This window comes from Aliivibrio finisterrensis, assembly GCF_008933155.1.
GTDB classification, from domain to species: domain Bacteria; phylum Pseudomonadota; class Gammaproteobacteria; order Enterobacterales; family Vibrionaceae; genus Aliivibrio; species Aliivibrio finisterrensis.
Window position 1 is genome coordinate 39,362 of sequence record NZ_WBVP01000018.1, and the last position, 20,220, is coordinate 59,581.

Here is a 20,220-nt window from a genome sequence, read left to right on the forward strand (position 1 = left end):
CTATATATGCACCTACTCTGTCACTACCTTTCACCAAACGCCATACTTACGTTAGTGTAAATCGGCTTCCAAAGATATTGAAACACCGACTTCTCACCAGTGGTAATGTTTACTTCTCCAGTCATACCAGGCAGGATAGAAAAACTTTCAGGATTATCTCTAAAGTATGCCTTATTAACCGAGACTGTAACCTCATAATAAATATCACCCCGTTCACTTTTACTGGTTGTCGGTGATATTTTCTCAACTACTCCTTTTAACGCACCAAAGCGGCTGTAATCAAACGCATCGACTTTAATACGTGCGGGCTGCCCTATGGACACAAAGCCAATATCTCTAGGAGATAAACGAGCTTTAAAACTTGCCTTTCCATCGACAGGAACAATTTCTGCTATCGTTCCACCGGGAGTAATTACCCCCCCATTTTGAGTAGAAGGGATACTTTGAACCAACCCCTTAACTGGTGACTTAATTACAGTATCCAACACCTTTTCTTTACCAGAACGAATACGAGCTCTTAATCCGCTTAAATCAGCTTCGGCTTTAGAACGCTCAATATTCGCCTGAACTCTGGCCTCTGCCCCTAACTGTTTTAACTGAGCGCCAACGGTTTCTGCTTTACGCTTTAACACATTCTCTTGGCTCTTTGCTTTTTGGATTTCTTTTTCGATCGAAGCCAATTTTTGCTTCATTTCTAGCACTCTTAACTTAGAGATATTCCCTGCTTTCTGCCCCTTAATTAATATATCTAATTCTTGTTTAGTCGCGTTTAATTGACGTTGATAAACGGGTAATTGCGTTTGTAATCCCTCCAATTCCGCGGCGACCTGAGCTTGCTCCTTAATTACAGCGCTTCGCTTTTGAAAAAACAATTCTTTCTCAGCTGCAAGTTGTTTTAACTGCTGTGATACTTGCCTAGGATAAAAATCGGCGTATTTCGAAAAATCAGGATCTCGTGTTTCGACTAATGAATTCAAACGCTCAATCGTTAATTCTAACGCTGCTCTTTGGGCATTCAATTCATCTAATGCGGTATTTTGAAACTTAGAATCAAACTCAACTAGAGTTTGGCCTTTTTCAACCAATTCCCCTTCGGATACCAAAATTGATTTAAGTCGACCACCAGTCTCACTTTGAATGATTTGACGCTCTCCTTCAGGGATAACAGACCCCTTTGCTTTGGCAATCTCATCAACATTAGTAAATACCGACCACCCAATAAATAAAATCAAACATACAGCAATAAAATAGGTACTTAATGACAATAAACGAGCCGTCACTTTTGATTCAACAACATCCACATTTTGCTTATTCATAGAGAGGCCTCCATTGCTATCTCTGTAGTTGAATTATCTGGTAGTGGTCCTGCATATACAAGTATCCCACCATCAAGCACTATTACTTGATCCGCCAGCTTTATTAATTCTGGATCATGAGATGAAAAGACAATGGTCGATCGCCCTCTGCGTTGCGAAAGCCATTGCTTGAAAAGATCTCGAGATGGAATATCCATTACCGGATTATCTAATAAATACAGTGGATATTCATGAAGGTACAGCTTCGCTTGTGATAACACCTTTGCTTCATATCCAGATAAAGCATGAGAGATCTTCACTACAACAGATTCATTTAACTGAGTATCTAAAGCGCTAGGTAATGTTCTAAACCATGCTTCGCCACCCACCAGCTTAATTGCATTAATAATAAGAGCATCATCAATGCTTTTGTTATCACTCACAAATTCACGAACAGTTAGTAATAATAATTCAGGCTTTGCTGAGTAGTATCCTAACCATTGTCTGTATATTTGAGGGTCATATTGTGACAAATTATGGTGATTAACCTTAATTACCCCGTTCTGTGGTTGGTTTAAGCCTGCCAATAATTCAAGTAACGCCGTTTTCCCACTTGCCATTGGTCCTGTAATAGCCACGACTTGACCTGGTTCTATTTTCAAAGAAAGTCCTGAAAGTGCAGGTTTCATTTGTTGTGGAAAACGCAAAGTAATTTGCTCTAACTCTATGGTTGGATTATCTGGCGGTAATGAATGGTGTTGAAATGAAAAATCACCTTCCACTTTTTGATTCATTGATTGATTGATTTGTAATTTTGCTTGCTTAATTTGAGTAAAACGAGCACTACTATTAGCGAGCATTTGAGCAGGTCCCGTGATCCTTGAAATAAGCATCATGGTGGCAATTAATCCCCCAGCGGTCATCACTTGATTAAAAATAAGATCAATACCAAGAGCCACTACCGCCAATGTACTGAGTAGGCCTAATGCATAATAAATTGACGTATATTTGGCTTGATGCGCATTATGAAAGAAGCCGTTCTTTGCCGCTAAAACATTCGCTTTTTCAAAACGTTTTATCCAAAATTTACTCATGTTCGCACTACGTATAAAAGCTAATTTACTATTCAATTCAAATAATAATGAATAACGTGTTGTGCCTGAAACTGTTGTTTGATGGGAAGACCTAGCTAATTTTTTTTGACTGTGGTGAGCTAATCCATAATAACAAAGTAAAGAAATGATAGGAACGATAACGAGCCAACCACCTAAAAAGCCAATTGCAATAAGAAAAAGCAAAACAAAAGGTAAATCAAATAATGCTCCGCCTAGTGGGCCTTGAAGTAAGCCTTTAAAGCTTTCAGCTGTAGTGAGTCGAGACATTAATGCCGATGATGGTAATGAGCGATTAGCTAATAATGAAGATCGAAAAACTCGATATAATACAGTTTCTGATATTTCTCGACTGATCCGATTTGAAATCGTTGTAAGTAATTGGCTTCGAATTACCTTTAACAAAAGCATCATTAAAAATAATAAAGCTGCTCCAATAGCTATCCCAAGCAATTCATGCTCTGCATCCCCACCAATAACATGATCATAAATTGACATCGTAATAAAAGGGATAACTAACGCAAATAGATTAGCAAAAAAGCTAACCAATAAAAGCTTAGGTAGTAATGGTTTAAATTTACCAATCCGCTCACCTACCCAATCTGGTGCATTTTTCTCTTTAGGTTGTTCATGAATAAGAACGACAAGAGAAGAAAGCTGATTTTCAGGCCAGATTTCACTTTCAAACTCACCTTGTTGATAAGCTTGAAACTCATTCAATAAAAATCGACATACTTTAATTTCATTATCATTTATATACAGTGCCGCTAAATGCGACGTTGATGCTAATGCCTTTGAATAAGGGTGAACAGTATAAGCAACTCCTAATCGATCCAATAAGGTAAAAATATCATTAACACCTTCAAGTTTATTTGATGAAATCCACTCTCGACTAAAGGCATGAACATTCGTATTTACGTCCATCGCCATCAATAAATTAATGACTTGAGATTGATAATTCTTATCCATTAACTTTCTCCTTGTAATGGCATAAGCTCAGCTCGTTTTTGAGCTAATTCAACTAAGCTAGGATGGTCTGTATTTAAAATAATTGTTTTGCCCTCTTTTGATAACAATGACAGCACTTTTGCTAACCTTGCTACAGACTCAATATCTAGGGCTATCTCTGGTTTATCCAAAAACAGTAACGGTGTCGGTTTTGCTAATTGACACACTAACGAAACCAACTTGATAGCACCTTGACTTAATTGCTCTCCTAATTGAGCACCGACCTTTGTTTCCAAACCATTAGGAAGATCCGCTATGATGCTATTTAAGCCAAGCGCCTCTATTAGAGGTTGAATATCTCCTACCCTATCAACGTTGAATCCCGTCAAATTATCTAATAAAGATCCTGAAATAAGAATTGGACGGCTGGTTACAAATGCAGTTTGATGGCGGTAATCATAATAATCACCGACAGATACATTGTTATTCCAACATAATTGGCCACCTGCCTTTGCATCTAATCCTGAGAGGTTAGCCATAGCCTGACTAAGTAAGTCGGTATCCTTACCTTTTAAGGCAATAATTTCTCCTTGCTGCACACAAAAATCTAATTGGTAACAAGAACCAAAGCGTTCAATCGTATAGCCTTCAGCTGTTAAGGATTCAAACATCGGTAATTTTTCTGATTTAATTGTTTCATGTGATGCGATGTTCTCAAATAAATCTTTGACTGAATGGTTTGCAACTTGAAACGAACTGTATTTCAATCTCAATCCGACCAAAGCACTCATAGGAGCAACCGCTCTTCCCGACAAAATAGAACAAGCGGCGAGTCCACCAGTGGTTAATTCGCCAGATAGCACAGACAAACTTCCAATAATAACCATAACCACTGAGGTTCCCAGCGCGGCTATTTGAATACATTCCTGAGCAATAGCGGTATTTCGTTCAGATTCAGCGACGGACAGCCATCGATTCTGATTTAATTGTTTAAAGTACTGAAATGTTCTCGACTCTGCTGCTTGTTTTTTCACACCTTCAAGCATAGTAAATACCACGACTAAAAAGTTCATACGGCTAATTTCATTCTCCGCAGCTATTTTTGCGTGTTGATATGATTTACTTGAAAACAACCAAACAAACAGGGCCGCAGCTATCCAAACAATTATTGGAATAAAAACAAGCCCCCCACCGACATAAGCAACCAATGAAAGAAAAATCAAAACAAAAGGTACATCAATTAGTCCACTTAATAGACCACCAGAATAAAATTCTTTGATTGAAGAAACTCCTTTTAATCCCTCTTGCAAATTACCGGGTTTTAAACTTAACAGTTCTTTTGCTGGTAACTCAGTGAGCTGATGTAATATATAGGAGTACATATTTTTTTCTGTGTTGATTGAGGCGGCAGCTAGAATCCAAGAACGAACAAATCGTAGAAATGCATCGAGTAAAATAGCAACGCTGGCACCGCAAACTAGCAATACAGCAGTGCCATAACTTTGATTTGGTAAGATTCGATCATAAATTTGTAGCACCACTAACGGAATCGCTAATGATAAAATATTAATAAGCAATGAAGATGGTAAAACCTTCAGCATCACTTTCTTTTGAGTAGAGTAGTAAGAAGACAACAAATCCATTTATAGTCACCCAATAATAAAGAATATAAGACAAGTCTTGGACAAAATCCTTTAATTATCAAGTAAACAGTTGGTTTTATGTGCTTTTATGCACTAAATTAAATGTTAGATGGTCAAATCAATTTTAAAAGGAAGATATAATGAGACGGATATCATTAAAAACGTACTTATTTATTATTTTTACGACTATTTTCGCCCTGTTTTCCGCACATTTATATACCAATATAAAAAACGCCGTTACGAAACTATCAAGTGAGCACATCTCTGATGTTGCCGAACTTCACCAGCAAATAATCAGTAATAATGTAAACTTCACTATCTACCAAATAGACGCATTAGCAGAAGAGATATCTGATCTAAGCTCATTGGATATTAATAATATTCCCCCATCGCTCATCAAATTTATCTCTTCCGCTTTCTCTCACTCTCCTGCATTAACTAATGTATATATCTATGACATTGAGAATAATGGTATTAATTTAAAAAATATTGATGGCGGCATCGAAGCAGAAATAGCAACAAGATTATCATTGGAGGAGATGTGGAAAACAAATGAAACATATACCTTTAATAATGAATATCTATATTTAAGTCGCTCTAAAAATACGAATCTCAAAATTATTTTACAAATTTCAACCGCAATTTTTTTTGAAACCATAGATCACGAACTTGTAAATAAAAGAAATGTCGGGTTTTATCTCTACGATTACCAGCTAAAAGAAATAATTTACTCTGACCATGTCCCTACACCTTTATCTTATTCGCAGCTGCAAGGCGTGCTACATGATAAGCATGAGACGGTCTCCCTAGATGGTTCTTCCTATACGGCTTTTGTCCACAAATTAAATCGTAGATCTCTGTATTTTGTATCTCTCATTCCTGAAAGTGTTATTAATCATAATTTTGATATTATATCTAATGATTTGTTTTTGAATGTCATCGCCTACATATTTCTCGCGATATTGATTATATTTTTATCCTCTTCTTACATATCAAATCGATTAGTTACATTGTTTAAAAACGCGCAAAAAATAAATCACTTCCAATTCAATCAACAAAAGAAGCAAGATTCGATTGTTAAAGAAATTCATAATATGAGCAGCACGCTTGAAACGATGGATCAAACTATTGATGATATTTTAAAAATGGTATTCATCATTGCAAAAAGTGGTAATTTATTTCAATTAGGAGCGATTGTTGATAAAAAAATCCATAAGATTACGACAGGTCACAGTTATCTTTATATAACGGATAACGACAATACATTAAGCAGTATCGAAGGTAAGAAAAAGATCCCTATCAAGAATCAAGATCAATCTTATTACTGTGAAGCCTCTGTCCATTACTTCAATTTACATAATGATAAGAAAAAGCTCATTGGCTGCCTAGTCATTGAAGTTCCACTTAATCATACCGTCCCTAAATACCGATTATTATTTATTGAGCGTTTAGTGCAAATAATCGCAGTATCCATTGATAAACATAAACTTCTAGAGCAACAAAAATCTCTTTTACTTTCTTTTACTAAATCGATTGCCTCTGCCATTGATGCAAAATCTCCTCATACCGCAGGCCATTGTCAACGGGTACCAGAATTAACATTAATGCTAGCAAAAGCAGCACAAGAAAATCAAAATCAATGGAGTAAATTTTCATTGAGTGATGAGGAGTGGGAAGAATTATACCTTGCTTCCTGGCTGCACGATTGCGGTAAGCTAACCACCGCTGATAACGTAATAGATAAAGCCACAAAACTGGATATGTTTACTAACCGTATTCATGAAATACGAACTCGTTATGAAGTACTCAAAAGAGACGCTGAGATCACATATTTAAAAAGCCTTATTGATGGCGAGTCAAATACTACTTTATTACAAGAAAACTATCTCAAAACAATAAAAGAACTAGAGGAAGAATTTGCTTTTATTGCTCAATCTAACCTAGGTGATGAGTTTTATCACGATGACAATGCTGATCGTTTACATAACCTTGCTACAAGAACTTTTACTCGAACTTTGGATAAACGACTAGGGCTATCATGGGAAGAAACACAGCTGCTCTCGGATAATGATAAGCAAACACCCTCAATTGAAACGGTTTTACAAAATAACAGTAGCCACCTTATACCTTGGGATCTAAACAGAAAAACAGATGAACAATTTAATCTACAACCGCACCCATTCAAATTTAATCATGGTGAAATATATAATCTCACCGTTCAACGCGGCACTCTAACCAATGAAGAGCGTTTTTTAATTAATGATCATATTATTCAAACGATTAATATGCTCAAAGCGCTGCCCTATCCTGACCATCTAAAAAATATACCTCTCATTGCAGGAGGCCATCATGAACAAATGTCAGGAAAAGGATACCCTTATGGTATTCCAGCATCGGAACTGCCTATCACAGCAAGAATGATGGCTATCGCAGACATATTTGAAGCATTAACCGCTAGTGATCGTCCTTATAAAACACCTAAAACATTATCTGAATCCTTAAAAATATTAGCTTTTATGGCAAAAAATAAACATATTGACGCTTCCTTGTTTAACTTATTTTTAACAGATGAAGTTTACCTGAACTATGCAGATAAGTTTTTAAGCTCTGAACAAATTGATGAGGTAAACATTCAAGAATTAATTGAAATTTCAATATCTTGATAGTTATATTTGATTAGATGAAGTTACCTTATCCAAACGCCCTTACATTAGTGTGATTAAGATCCCGAAAGGAATGTTGATAGTATATACTCTCGCAAGAAAAACCAATTAGAATCACACTTTTATGTAAGGTTAACATTTTTACATACTATTTATTCTGGTGGTATCGTAAATAATATTGATGGAACTATAACCTAAAATATATAAAATAATATTTTTAGTTGTTTGAATACTGTCTTTAAAAAGATAAGGCTTTTGAAGGTGAACTCTATGCGTAGTCTTTCGTTAAAAAACTACTTGATCATTGTATTTGGTGGGTTATTTATTATTGGGTGCACCCATTTGTATTTTGTCATTAAGACCTCTTCATCAGAGCTATCTCAACGTCACGTTAAAGATGTCATCGAGTTGCATTACAAACTTATTAGAATAAATATTGAATCAACAATTAATCAGATTAATCATATTTCAGAGGAACTAAAAGAAAATCCGACTTTAACGTTTAACAATCCCTCACCACAGCTAAGAAAAAATCTAATTAATGATTTTCATCAAGTACCTTCATTGGTTAGTATTTATTTATATGATTCAAATGATCAAGGTATCCGTATAACCTACATTGATAAACTATTAAATATCACTCCTGTTGACCAGTCCTTTTTACAATCTCACTGGAGATATGCTGAAGACAATCATTATTTACATCTAAATAACCATATCTACTTAAGTTACTTAGGTATTCATGGAAATAATCAACAAAAAATAGTGATTGAGATATCAACGGCTAATGTGTTCAATACTATTGACAGGGAGTTATTAAATAATACGGATGTTAGCTTTCATATTTATGACCGTATGAATAGTAGCTTTTTATACCATTCAAATAAAAACATCCCATTTAATGATAATGAAATTACCTCTTTTATATTGGAAAACAAGAGTAAGGCATCTAAATATGAAGTTGATTACAACATTAAAACAAACTCTTTTAGAAATTCAAACCTTGAATTTATTACTTTAATTCCTACCCACGTAATTTTAAAAAATCTAACACCAATTCTGGATTCACTTATTAAACAAATTATTATGTATTCAATTTTTTGTTTTATTATTTTAATCTACATATCATATAACTTATCATCAAAGATTAACAATCTCATTGAAAATGCACATAAAATAATGAGATTTGAATTCAAAAATCAAAAATATAAAAACAGCAACATCAAAGAAATACAAAAACTTAGTGATTCCATGAAGTTAATAAGTTTAACTACTGACAATATCCTTTCTCAAATAATAATTATTTCTAGAACCGATAACATATTTCAACTTGGGCTTTCTGTAGTTAAACAAATTGATAAAATCACTAATGGTAAAAGCAAATTATTTACTAAAAATATAGATGGAGAATTCATTTGTTATGAAGGGATTAGCAAAATAAACATTGAAGACAAAGATAAAAATAAATCTTATTACAAAAAATTATTAGAAAATGAACATATTGTGCATAATTTCAATTTATTTAATGATAGAAATGAAATTAACGGATGCTTACAGATAAGTGTTACTCCTGAGAATAACCTGAGCAATGATACTCTTGCATTTATAGAACGCTTAGTTCATATAATTTCTATTTCTATCAGAAAGCATAACCTTCTTATGCAGCAAAAAGCATTATTTACCGCCTTTACTCAATCCATAGCTTCCGCCATTGATACAAAATCATCGCATACTGCAAATCATTGCCAACGAGTACCAGAGTTAACTCTTATGTTAGCTAAAGCGGCTCAAAAGAACCAAGTCGAATGGAAAGACTTTGCTTTAAGTGGGCAAGAATGGGAAGAACTCTACCTCGCTGCTTGGCTCCATGATTGTGGAAAATTAACAACAGCTGATCACGTTATTGATAAAGCGACAAAATTAGACATGTTTACTAACCGTATTCATGAAATACGAACTCGTTATGAAGTGCTCAAAAGAGACGCTGAGATCACATATTTAAAAAGCATTATTGATGACGAGTCAAATACTACTTTATTACAAGAAAACTATCTCAAAACAATAAAAGAACTAGAGGAAGAATTTGCTTTTATTGCTCAATCTAACCTAGGTGATGAGTTTTATCACGATGACAATGTTGATCGTTTACATAACCTTGCTACAAGAACTTTTACTCGAACTTTGGATAAACGACTAGGGCTATCATGGGAAGAAACACAGTTACTCTCGGATAACGATAAGCAAACACCTTCAATTGAAACGGTTTTACAAAATAACAGTAACCACCTTATTCCTTGGGATCAAAACAGAAAAACAGATGAACAATTTAATCTACAACCGCACCCATTCAAATTTAATCATGGTGAAATATACAATCTCGCAGTTCAACGCGGCACTCTAACCAATGAAGAGCGTTTTTTAATTAATGATCATATTATTCAAACGATTAATATGCTCAAAGCGCTGCCCTATCCTGACCATCTAAAAAATATACCTCTCATTGCAGGAGGCCATCATGAACAAATGTCAGGAAAAGGATACCCTTATGGTATTCCAGCATCGGAACTGCCTATCACAGCAAGAATGATGGCTATCGCAGACATATTTGAAGCATTAACCGCTAGTGATCGTCCTTATAAAACACCTAAAACACTATCTGAATCCTTAAAAATATTAGCTTTTATGGCAAAAAATGAACATATTGATGCTTCCTTGTTTAACTTATTTTTAACAGATGAAGTTTACTTAAACTATGCAGATAAGTTTTTAAGCTCTGAACAAATTGATGAGGTAAACATTCAAGAATTAATTGAAATCGCATATTCATAAAAAAAGCCAACAGAAAACTGTTGGCTTTACCTATTTCATGATTAATCTCGAAATAATATTATTTTTCTTTAAATCGCAGTAAACGAAGTGCATTTAAGGTAACTAAGGCTGTTGCACCACTGTCAGCTAGCACAGCAACCCATAAACCAGTAATGCCAAACAAACTTGTCACTAAGAATACTGCTTTCAAACCAAGCGCTAGAGTAATGTTCTGATGAATGTTACTCAGTGTTGCTTTTGATAGCGCAACCATTGGTGCTAGTTCTTCTAATCGGTTATGAGTTAATGCCGCATCTGCGGTTTCAAGGGCAACATCTGTTCCTCCACCCATTGCAATACCAATAGAAGCAGTCTTCATTGCTGGTGCATCATTAATACCATCACCGACCATTGCTGTTTTTGCCTGTGCAGTTAACAACTCAACGTATTTCACTTTGTCTGATGGCAATAAACCCGCTTTATAGTCAATATTCAACTCTTCAGCAATCGCTTTTGCTGCGCGTTCGTTATCGCCAGTAAGCATGATTGGTTTTATACCTAATTTAACTAACTTTTCTACAGCCATTTTAGCATCAGGACGAAGTTCATCACGCCACGCTAATAATCCAGAGATCTGCTTATTAATCAGCACAAGTACAACCGTTTTACCCTGTTGCTCTAAGAACGATATTTGACTTTCGATTTCAGGAATAACCTCACCATCAAACTGCTGCGGGGCATACAGTTCAATATGTTGATCATTAACAGTTCCTTTAATGCCTTTCCCAACAACTGTCTCACGCTCATCGGCTTCAATAACAGTTAACCCTTGTTCTTGCGCTTTTATTACTACGGCTCTTGCTAATGGATGAGATGAGCCCATTTCAACCGCTGCTGATTGAAATAAAATACTTTCTTCAGTTTCAGCTTCAACTAAAACACGAATATCAGTTAATACTGGCTTACCTTGAGTTAGCGTCCCCGTCTTATCAAATGCGATGTTTTGAATATGACCAAGCTCTTCTAATGCAGCGCCCCCTTTAATTAATGCACCACGTTTTGCCGCAGTTGCTAGACCAGATGTAATGGCTGCTGGCGTAGAAATCACTAACGCACAAGGACAAGCAATCAATAGCATTGCTAAACCTCGATAAATCCATGTATCCCATGACTGACCAAACATCAGCGGTGGAATAATGATAACTAATAGCGACAGTAGCATCATTGCTGGTGTGTACCAACGACTGAACTTATCCAGAAAACGCTCTAATGGGGCTTTACGTGATTCTGCTTCTTCTATTAGATGAAGAATACGATCAATTGCATTCTCACCTTGAGCTGATGTTATCTGAATTTCAATGACACGATCATTAACAATAGAACCTGCCATCAATGGATCGTTTGCCTTCTTATCAACAGGTACAGATTCACCTGTTAAAGCACTTTCATCAAAAGAAGCGAATTCAGAAAGTAAAATCGCATCTGCGGCTAAACGATCGCCTGGAGAAACTTGAACTTTATCTCCTACGTTTAATTCTGATGCTGCTACTTCTTCTTTTGTACCATCGTTATTGATTCGCAATGCAGTATCTGGCACTAAATCCATTAATGCTTTCACGCCACTTCTTGCTTTCGCCGATGCGTAGCCTTCTAATTGTTCACCTAACATAAACAATAAGATAACCATGGCCGCTTCTACCGTTTCACCTAAATAAACAGCACCGATTGCAGCTACCGTCATTAGAGTTTCGATTGAGAATGGGGAACCATTTTTTGCTAAACGAATGGCTTTACGGCCAATAGGAATTAAACCAAACAAGCCAGCAACAGTGAATGCGATAGTACCTAGCTCTTTATTGACTAAATTAATACCCGTTGCAATAACTAAAAAGGCAACCAAGATTAATAGCAGTAAATTTTTTTTCCAAAATGGCTGAGATTCGGTCTCAGATGTACTTTTCGAACCCATATCGGACAAGGGAAATCCCGTAGTCTTAGCAACGCTAATAACCTGAGCAAATACAGCTTCACTATTTGTTCTTACGCTCAGTTTCTCTGTCGCAAAGATTACCTTTGCATCAATAACTTCTGGGATGGCAAGAATGGCTTTTTTCAATTTTGCAGCGCAGCTTGGGCAATCCATATCTGCAATAAGCCAGCTGCGAGATAACGAACCGTTATTCGATGTTTTAGCGGTGACAACTAGGGGGTCCGACTCTCCAGGATCACTTCCACAACATGAGTCCGTATCTGTTGCTTTATCGACGCTGCTACAGCAATCAACTACCGCGCTTTCTGCCTTTATCGCAGTGATTTTTGGTGCAGCACAGCATGAGCTTGATGGGTTATGCTTATGATCTTGGCTATGAGTGGTTTTATGAGCAGTACACATGAGAAAATCCTTTCTGTTAAGTTTAGTTTGTCTACACTAACTATAGACCTTAGAGCTAACTCCAGGGTCAAGAATAAATTTACTCACATATAAAAAAAGACACCGAAGTGTCTTATTTTATTTATATCAAATTTTATAGCTATAATTTCTACACTGGATGTTTGAAACAATGTCCAATTGACTCACTCAATGCCTGAAGTACATTTCGACGAGTGATTATTCCAACTAATTTACCTTCTTCTACTACAGGGTAAATTTTAGGTTTGTTATCTGTCATGGTCTGAGCTAAATCAATAATGGTATCTTCAGGGGTAACCGTAAGTACTTCTGTTTTCATTACATCTGCAACAACGTGCGTGTCTTGGCAATGGTAACTTACACCAATTAGCGACTTAATCAAATCCTGCTCTGAAATGAAGCCAATCACTTCACGTTGTTCATTTACAACAGGGCCGCCAATATGCTGCGAAGTAATAAATTGATCCAAAGCCGCTGATAATGACATATCCGCTGTCAAATAAAGAGGTCGTGCGCTCATGTATTGTTTTACTTTTTTATTTTCCATCATAGCCCCCTAACGTGCTATCAATCAGTTTTGATAACTTAAGTGTGGACTATTTTTAGGAAAAAGCTAAATCACTCTTTCCTATCTCTGTGATGGATGAAACCTATTGAGTAAAAAATTAGCTAAATCTATGAACCACCCAACAAAACATCAATTAAGATTTTCTTATTTTGTTCAACGGATGACATTACGTTTTCATACCCTGCGGTGTTATTTGTTCTTTCCATTCGATGAATCACCGTCAAACATTGTTTAATGTTTTCAGGATCTTTCATCAAATTTTTACCTTTTAGCGTTAGAGTAAGCAGCATGTAGTTTAAGTCTGATGAATAAGGGTACGTTTGACCAATTTTAATCAACTGTGCTTTATTACCATCTGAAGACGTTTGTCCTCTTAGCCATTGGTAAACTTTATTTAATTTTTGAAAATGCGTCATACCTTGCTGTAACAACTGAGGCGCATTCTTTTTTAGGTTCGCTTGATCAAATATTTTATATAGACCAACACACAGTTTTACCTCGCCTGACATTGCTAATACACCAAAAGCAGCAACACGAAACTCATCTGATGCTACTTTTCGCTCAGATAAAAAGCGGTGATAACAAGTCGTCGCTATTGCCTTGGCTTTATAACGCTTACCTTGTTTGTACAATTGACGAGCAATAAAAATATTAATATAACCCTGTAGTTCATCACGCTTATCCATCGCTATACGTTTTTTTAGCGTAATGATAAGTTGCCCAAAATAACGACGATACTGATCTTTATTTAAGGTCATATTTGACTTGTAAACAATGTCTGCAATATCCATGATCATACGATTTAATGTCGTAGGATTAATACCTATATGATAAAAACGTTTCATTACCATATTATGTATTAATGCGGGTTCATTATTTTCAATGATAAATTTTAAATAAGAATAGAAAGCATTGTCATTTTTTGGATTATGTTCAAAAGCTTTTGCTAAAGAAGCTTGGACTTTAGATAGCTGTTTTGCTTCAGTATAAATATCAGCAAGCATTAAGTTTGCTTTGAATAAATACTTTTTCGAACGAAGTAAAAGCTCAAGAACAGGGATTGCTTTTGGTTTTTCTACCACATGACAATACGCCATTAAATTCTGAGGCATTATTTCACTTTTGTCGTGACGCTGATACACTTTTTTAAAAGTTGAAAAATCTTTCGCTTTATACAACTCTTCTAGAGTCATATTGAGTAACATTCGATTTTTATACGTTCCAGGATAAGTCTGTGCGCGCTGAATAAAAGCGGATTGAGATCCTTTGACTTCGCCCACTAACTTTTCTATAAGTAAGGTTAAATTAAAGGATTTTTTAATTAAATCATCTATATAACCAAAATTAATTGGACTATTAACAACAAAATCAGGAAAAAGCTCTCTTGCATTAATATCATCAACTAGTGAGTCATCATTATCAATGTCGATAATAAAAATAGGACGTTTACCAAACTTAGCTTTTTCACGAGCGTGGTTAACTATCTCACAAATTACTTCATGATCAGCATAATGGTATTCAATAAAATAATAGTCATAAACAGGTAATTCTGAAGCTCTCATACTGACATTAAAAGAATCAGCACTCTTAAAGCCTGCTTTCTGAAAAAACTGACGGATCTGAGTACTACGCTCTCTTTTTTCAGTAAAAACCAACACATTCATTTGTGGAATGCGTCTAATTAACTCAGCACTGCTCATTTATCATATAACTCTAACAAAAGTAACACCAACAACATACCAACCTGTAAATATAAAAACCCTAAATTACATATAAAATCAACATACATGCAAAATAACGTGAACTAACTCACGGAAATTCTGCGCTACTTTATCACAAAATAACGCAGAATTAAGCTATTTAAATATTCGTCAATATCGCTTGTAAAGGATGCTGCAATTGCTCTCCTTCAAAGCGCTTTACTTGACTTCGGCATGAGTACCCAGTGATCAGACAGCGCTCTTTATCTAAATTAGCTAAGTTACCTTTCCAACTTAAATCATAAATTGCTTTTGAGCTCTCTAATTTATCCGCTTCATGTCCATAAGTACCAGCCATACCACAACAACCTACCGGGACCGTATTTAATGTTAATCCAAAATGAGTAAATATCTCTCCCCATTCCTTTTCAGCATTTGGCATTTTAGTTTTTTCAGTACAATGGGCAAATAATTGCCAAGGCCTTGTATCAAACACCGTCGCTTTATCAAAAGAAGATAGTTTAGGATACAACCACTCATGCACTGTCAAAACTGTAAAATCACCACGGTTATCCGCCAAAATTTCATTGTATTCATCCCGATAGCAAAGAACTAATGCAGGATCTACGCCAACCATTGGTATTTTTAATTCAGAAACTTGATTTAAAAACTCACTTGTTGTTTGAGCTGTGGTTGTAAACTGTTTTAAAAAACCTTTTACATGTTGTGCTTTACCATTTGGTTTAAATGGCAACAATATTGGCTTCAATCCAAGTCGTTGAATGAGTTCAACAAAATCACTCACGACTCCTGCATCATAGTAACTAGTGAACGGATCTTGAACAATCAGGACATGCTTCTGACGCTCCTTTTCAGAAAAACCTTTCAATTCTTCTAGATTAAACTGAGGAATATCTTTCTTTTGACAACGCTCAGTTAACGTGGGAATCGATAGTAAAGGCATATCAACATAACCTAATGTTTTTTTCGTCAACGTTTTAGTTACTGGTTGCTTCAATACACCATTAACTACTTTAGGGATTTTAGCCATGATAGGTAGCATGGTTTCAATATTTGCAACCATGTAGTCTTTTATTGGTCTCTGGTAACGGCTGTGATAGATATTTAAAAAACGCGAACGAAAACTTGGAACATCAACTTTAATTGGACACTGACTTGCACACGCTTTACAGGCTAAGCAGCCCATCATTGCATCATGCACTTCATGCGAATAATCGTATTCTTTGTCTTTATTCATTCGATTTCGAATGCGATCAATGATTTGCTTAATTGATGGACGCTTTGTTAAAAGTTCATGTTCTAGCTCAACAGGATCAATGCCTTGCTCTGATAATTGACGTAACCATTCACGAACAAGCCCTGCTCGGCCTTTTGGAGAGTGACGACGATCTGCTGTTACTTTCATTGATGGGCACATTGGTGAGCTTGTTTCATAATTAAAGCACAAACCATTACCATTACATTCCATCGCTTGATTAAAGCTATCTCTTACTTCAATTGGAATTTGGCGGTCATAATATCCACGCTTTGTATCACTTACTTTAACTAATTCATCATTACTGTCTAACGGCGTACAGATTTTTCCCGGATTCATTTTATTGTGAGGGTCAAAAGCACTTTTCACGCGACGTAACTCAATAAATAGCTCTTCACCAAAAAACTCAGGTCCGTATTCTGAACGAAAGCCTTTACCGTGCTCCCCCCACATTAAACCGCCGTATTTTGACACTAAAGCAACCACTTGATCTGAAATGGTATGCATTAATGCTTCTTGTTTTGGATCGCACATATCTAACGCAGGACGAACATGCAGTACCCCAGCATCAACGTGGCCAAACATCCCGTAGTTCAGCTTATGTGAATCTAATAACGCTCTAAACTCTTGAATAAAATCAGCCAAGTTCTCTGGTGGCACACAAGTATCTTCAGCAAAGGCAACAGGCTTAGCAGCACCTTTTGTTGCGCCTAATAAACCCACGGCTTTTTTTCGCATCGTATAAATACGACCAATACTGGCAACATCTTGCGTTATTTGATAACCGATAATACCGGCAGCTTCTGATTCAATAAGTTGCTCTAACTTTGCGATAAGATCCAAAACTTGCTGTTCAACCACTTTCGGCTCCGTTCCTGCGAACTCCACCATATTTAAGCCAAGCATTTCTTTGCTTGGAACATCAGTAATTAAATCACTAACGCTATGCCAAACAATATCTTGCTTTGCAAAATTCAATACTCTTGAGTCGATGGTTTCAACAGAAAGCGCATTAGCCTCAACCATAAATGGCGCATTTCGTAATGCAGCATCAAACGTATCATATTTTACATTGATTAAGGTTCTGGCTTTTGGAATAGGCGTGATATTGACTTTAGCTTCGGTTAAAAAGGCTAATGACCCTTCTGCACCACATAACACTCGCGTTATATCGAATTGATCGGTTTCTGTATTTAATGCGTTTTTTAAATCGTATCCCGTTAAAAAACGATTCAATGGAGGGAACTTCTCTTCTATTTTTTGACGATTTTGGCGACAAACCCCAGCAGTAACATCTAAAACAGACTGTATAGGTTCTGGCTGTTCATCATAAGTGAGCTCTGTATTTAAATACGAGCCATTAGCAAGAACGGCTGTAATTCCTAATACGTGATCGGAGGTTTTTCCATATTTAAGTGAACCTTGCCCCGATGCATCGGTATTAATCATCCCACCAATGGTTGCACGGTTACTGGTTGATAAATCAGGTGAAAAGAAAAAACCATGAGGTCGAAGTGCATCATTTAATTGATCTTTAATTAAACCGGTTTGAACTTTCGCCCAGCCTTGTTCAATATTGATCTCAAGAACGTTATTCATATGGCGTGATAAATCGACCACAATGCCTTTTGTTAATGACTGTCCATTTGTGCCTGTTCCACCACCACGAGGAGAAAATGTGATGCTTTTATACTGTTCTTGGTTTGCTAATTTGGTTAGGCACTCAACGTCTTTAGTGGTTCTTGGCAACAATACCGCCTGTGGCAATTGTTGATAAACACTGTTGTCGGTTGATACGGCTAAACGACTCGAATAGGTTGTTTCGATATCACCACTAAAATCGGTTTTCTTTAATGCTTCTAAATAACCAACTACTTTGGGGTCAATAGTAGATTGGAATGGTAATACTGGTAACATTGCTCCATGCTCCTTTAATCGCTGATCCTCAGCGTCATTATGTTGTTCTATACACACTTTACAACATCTCGAATGGATAAAACATCTAACCTATGCTATATCGGCTAAATATTTGTCTTTTTGCCTATCAGTCTTGTTTCTCATTTAAAAATAAGTAGGCAGATACACCGCGCAGACCAGTAACAGCACGCTGCTCTGGTTTGATTCTGTGGCATATTTATTGCTTGTGTAATTCATATCGCCGTAACACTTTTATAGAGAACGTTATGAAACCTGCAATAAGAAAAAGCAAAACAATCACTACTGATGATATTTTATTAACACTTTGTCGCTCAATGTCAGGCGTACTGAGTAAAGCAACTCAAAGTTCAGTGAACTATTCAGCAATGGTTCAAAAAATCACTAAAACGAGTTTAAAGCCAGACTTTGGGTGTTTTGTTCTCTTTGATGGGGGCTTCTCTGGGTTAGTAGTAACAAACTTTACTAAAGATGCCGCACTAGAATTGTATACAAAGTATATGCGTAATATGGGCATGCCAGATGAAGAACTTGCTATTTTGCACACTTCAGATGAAGTTGGAGATGTTCTTGGTGAATTAATGAACCAAATCGTTGGTGACTTTACAGGCCAGATCCGCAAAACATTGCAAACGACGATCTCACAAAACCAACCAAAGATGCTTTCACTAAACAAACAAGTGATCTTATCAGTTGATACTAATTTAGATCGCCCTCAAGCCCGTCGCGTTACTTTTACTACAGAAAATAATCATATCTTCTATCTTGAGCTAGCAATGGATAAAACTGAATTTATTCAACTTGAAGAATTTGAAGAAGAAGAAGAATTTAATGCTGATGATCTTTTTGAGCAGCATAAATCAGGAAGTAATCAAAAATCAGAGAGTAAAAAGGATAGTTCTCAAGATTTTGATGATTCATTATTTGATGAGCTAGGCATTTAATTTACTCTATCGAATATATTTAGTACTAAATGTAATTGGTGTTTCTGTGTGATCGTTACTTACATAAAGCACCACCTTAGGTTCTCGTATATATCTTTCTCCTTACTAAATTCTCTTCTGCAGCTTTTGAATACCAAATACCTTCCAAATTAAATAAGAGACAGGTAAAATAACGGCCCCGTAAAAAGTAAGGTAAATCTATGTCGTCTACAAAGCAAAAGGCTCTAAAAAAGATCGCTAAATGTCTTGAACTTGGTAATTCAGCTAATGTGAATGAAGCAGCTCAAGCCATTAAGATGGCGCATCGCCTTATGCTTAAGTATGGCCTTGAAAAAGATGACATTGAATTTATTAAGATGGGGAAAACACAAAGTACTCATCTACTTCCGAGTAACGTTGGCAGCAATATTTTAAAAATCATTCGTGGTATCAATACCCGATTTGGTGTTGAAGCGGTATTGCTAAACCATAAAGGGCTAAAAAAAGTCGAATTTATTGGTTCTGCTGATCGTGCTATTTTCGCGGCTTTTGCCTTCGATATTGTTTACCGTGAAATGAATGAGCAAACCGGCCAGTTTAAAAATAGTTTTGCAGGCTCTGGCAAAGGACAACTCGAAGTCACTAAACGAGTGAATTCATTTTTAGCTGGTTGGATTGAAGGCGCTCTTGAAAAATTACCCGTAATTGCACCCGATGACGAATCAGCAAACAAGATCAATGATTACATCGATAAAGAATTTAAAAATATTGACCGTGAAACGTTTAAGCAACAACTAAAAGAAGCGATGGCGAATATTACTGCTGATTATGAGAAAGGCCTTAAAAAAGGAAGAACAATTTCAGTTAACCGACCTGTTGCTGGAACCCAGGCTCCAAAGCTTTTAAGATAATACTTTAGTCGCATATTGAGTATAAAAT

General features: G+C 36.1%; 11 protein-coding genes. 4 read left to right on the top strand and 7 right to left on the bottom strand.

Going from position 1 to position 20,220, the window contains the following annotated elements:
- Positions 1–23: 23 nt before the first annotated feature.
- The 3 genes from F8B77_RS14315 to F8B77_RS14325 are packed head-to-tail and all read right to left on the bottom strand — an operon-like array spanning position 24 to position 4,998.
- Complete coding sequence (locus tag F8B77_RS14315; protein WP_151656021.1) at positions 24–1,316, bottom strand: HlyD family type I secretion periplasmic adaptor subunit; 1,293 nt, start codon at positions 1,314–1,316, stop codon at positions 24–26.
- Entirely contained in the window at positions 1,313–3,376 is a 2,064-nt protein-coding gene (locus F8B77_RS14320; protein ID WP_151656023.1) for an ABC transporter transmembrane domain-containing protein, read from the bottom strand. Before F8B77_RS14320 ends, F8B77_RS14315 begins: the two co-directional genes overlap by 4 nt.
- On the bottom strand, positions 3,376–4,998 hold the full coding sequence (locus tag F8B77_RS14325; RefSeq protein ID WP_151656025.1) for an ABC transporter transmembrane domain-containing protein: 1,623 nt from the start codon (positions 4,996–4,998) through the stop codon (positions 3,376–3,378). Before F8B77_RS14325 ends, F8B77_RS14320 begins: the two co-directional genes overlap by 1 nt.
- A gap of 140 nt (positions 4,999–5,138) precedes the next feature.
- Between F8B77_RS14325 and F8B77_RS14330 the strand changes: the two genes are divergently transcribed.
- Together F8B77_RS14330 and F8B77_RS14335 are read left to right on the top strand one after the other, a co-directional pair.
- A complete protein-coding gene (locus F8B77_RS14330; RefSeq protein WP_151656027.1) occupies positions 5,139–7,661 on the top strand; it encodes an HD-GYP domain-containing protein in 2,523 nt (840 codons plus the stop codon).
- Between the two features lie 270 nt (positions 7,662–7,931).
- Positions 7,932–10,490, top strand: coding sequence for an HD-GYP domain-containing protein (locus F8B77_RS14335; RefSeq protein ID WP_151656029.1), 2,559 nt, complete (start codon positions 7,932–7,934; stop codon positions 10,488–10,490).
- A 58-nt stretch (positions 10,491–10,548) separates the two neighbouring features.
- On the opposite strand, the gene F8B77_RS14340 is transcribed toward F8B77_RS14335, so the two are convergent.
- From F8B77_RS14340 to ydiJ, 4 genes are all read right to left on the bottom strand, one after another.
- A complete protein-coding gene (locus F8B77_RS14340) occupies positions 10,549–12,861 on the bottom strand; it encodes a zinc/cadmium/mercury/lead-transporting ATPase (protein ID WP_151656031.1) in 2,313 nt (770 codons plus the stop codon).
- 148 nt (positions 12,862–13,009) lie between these two features.
- The gene (locus tag F8B77_RS14345; RefSeq protein WP_151656033.1) at positions 13,010–13,426 is read right to left on the bottom strand and encodes a CBS domain-containing protein; all 417 of its coding nucleotides are present in this window, start codon (positions 13,424–13,426) and stop codon (positions 13,010–13,012) included.
- A gap of 128 nt (positions 13,427–13,554) precedes the next feature.
- Positions 13,555–15,147 carry a tetratricopeptide repeat protein gene (locus F8B77_RS14350; RefSeq protein WP_151656035.1) on the bottom strand — a complete coding sequence of 531 codons (1,593 nt, stop codon included), beginning with the start codon at positions 15,145–15,147 and terminating at the stop codon, positions 13,555–13,557.
- Positions 15,148–15,307: 160 nt separating this feature from the next.
- Positions 15,308–18,340 carry a D-2-hydroxyglutarate dehydrogenase YdiJ gene (ydiJ, locus tag F8B77_RS14355; protein WP_151656037.1) on the bottom strand — a complete coding sequence of 1,011 codons (3,033 nt, stop codon included), beginning with the start codon at positions 18,338–18,340 and terminating at the stop codon, positions 15,308–15,310.
- A gap of 266 nt (positions 18,341–18,606) precedes the next feature.
- On the opposite strand from ydiJ, the gene F8B77_RS14360 reads away from it, so the two are divergent.
- Both F8B77_RS14360 and F8B77_RS14365 read left to right on the top strand, forming a co-directional pair.
- The gene (locus tag F8B77_RS14360; protein WP_130047906.1) at positions 18,607–19,302 is read left to right on the top strand and encodes a DUF3334 family protein; all 696 of its coding nucleotides are present in this window, start codon (positions 18,607–18,609) and stop codon (positions 19,300–19,302) included.
- A gap of 200 nt (positions 19,303–19,502) precedes the next feature.
- Entirely contained in the window at positions 19,503–20,192 is a 690-nt protein-coding gene (locus tag F8B77_RS14365; RefSeq protein WP_130045604.1) for a DUF2786 domain-containing protein, read from the top strand.
- Positions 20,193–20,220: the final 28 nt, after the last annotated feature.

Bases quoted from the DNA above. Each gene is read 5' to 3' on its own strand.
- F8B77_RS14315 (WP_151656021.1), bottom strand. From the start codon at position 1,316: ATGAATAAGCAAAATGTGGATGTTGTTGAATCAAAAGTGACGGCTCGT.
- F8B77_RS14320 (WP_151656023.1), bottom strand. From the start codon at position 3,376: ATGGATAAGAATTATCAATCTCAAGTCATTAATTTATTGATGGCGATG.
- F8B77_RS14325 (WP_151656025.1), bottom strand. From the start codon at position 4,998: ATGGATTTGTTGTCTTCTTACTACTCTACTCAAAAGAAAGTGATGCTG.
- F8B77_RS14330 (WP_151656027.1), top strand. From the start codon at position 5,139: ATGAGACGGATATCATTAAAAACGTACTTATTTATTATTTTTACGACT.
- F8B77_RS14335 (WP_151656029.1), top strand. From the start codon at position 7,932: ATGCGTAGTCTTTCGTTAAAAAACTACTTGATCATTGTATTTGGTGGG.
- F8B77_RS14340 (WP_151656031.1), bottom strand. From the start codon at position 12,861: ATGTGTACTGCTCATAAAACCACTCATAGCCAAGATCATAAGCATAAC.
- F8B77_RS14345 (WP_151656033.1), bottom strand. From the start codon at position 13,426: ATGGAAAATAAAAAAGTAAAACAATACATGAGCGCACGACCTCTTTAT.
- F8B77_RS14350 (WP_151656035.1), bottom strand. From the start codon at position 15,147: ATGAGCAGTGCTGAGTTAATTAGACGCATTCCACAAATGAATGTGTTG.
- ydiJ (WP_151656037.1), bottom strand. From the start codon at position 18,340: ATGTTACCAGTATTACCATTCCAATCTACTATTGACCCCAAAGTAGTT.
- F8B77_RS14360 (WP_130047906.1), top strand. From the start codon at position 18,607: ATGAAACCTGCAATAAGAAAAAGCAAAACAATCACTACTGATGATATT.
- F8B77_RS14365 (WP_130045604.1), top strand. From the start codon at position 19,503: ATGTCGTCTACAAAGCAAAAGGCTCTAAAAAAGATCGCTAAATGTCTT.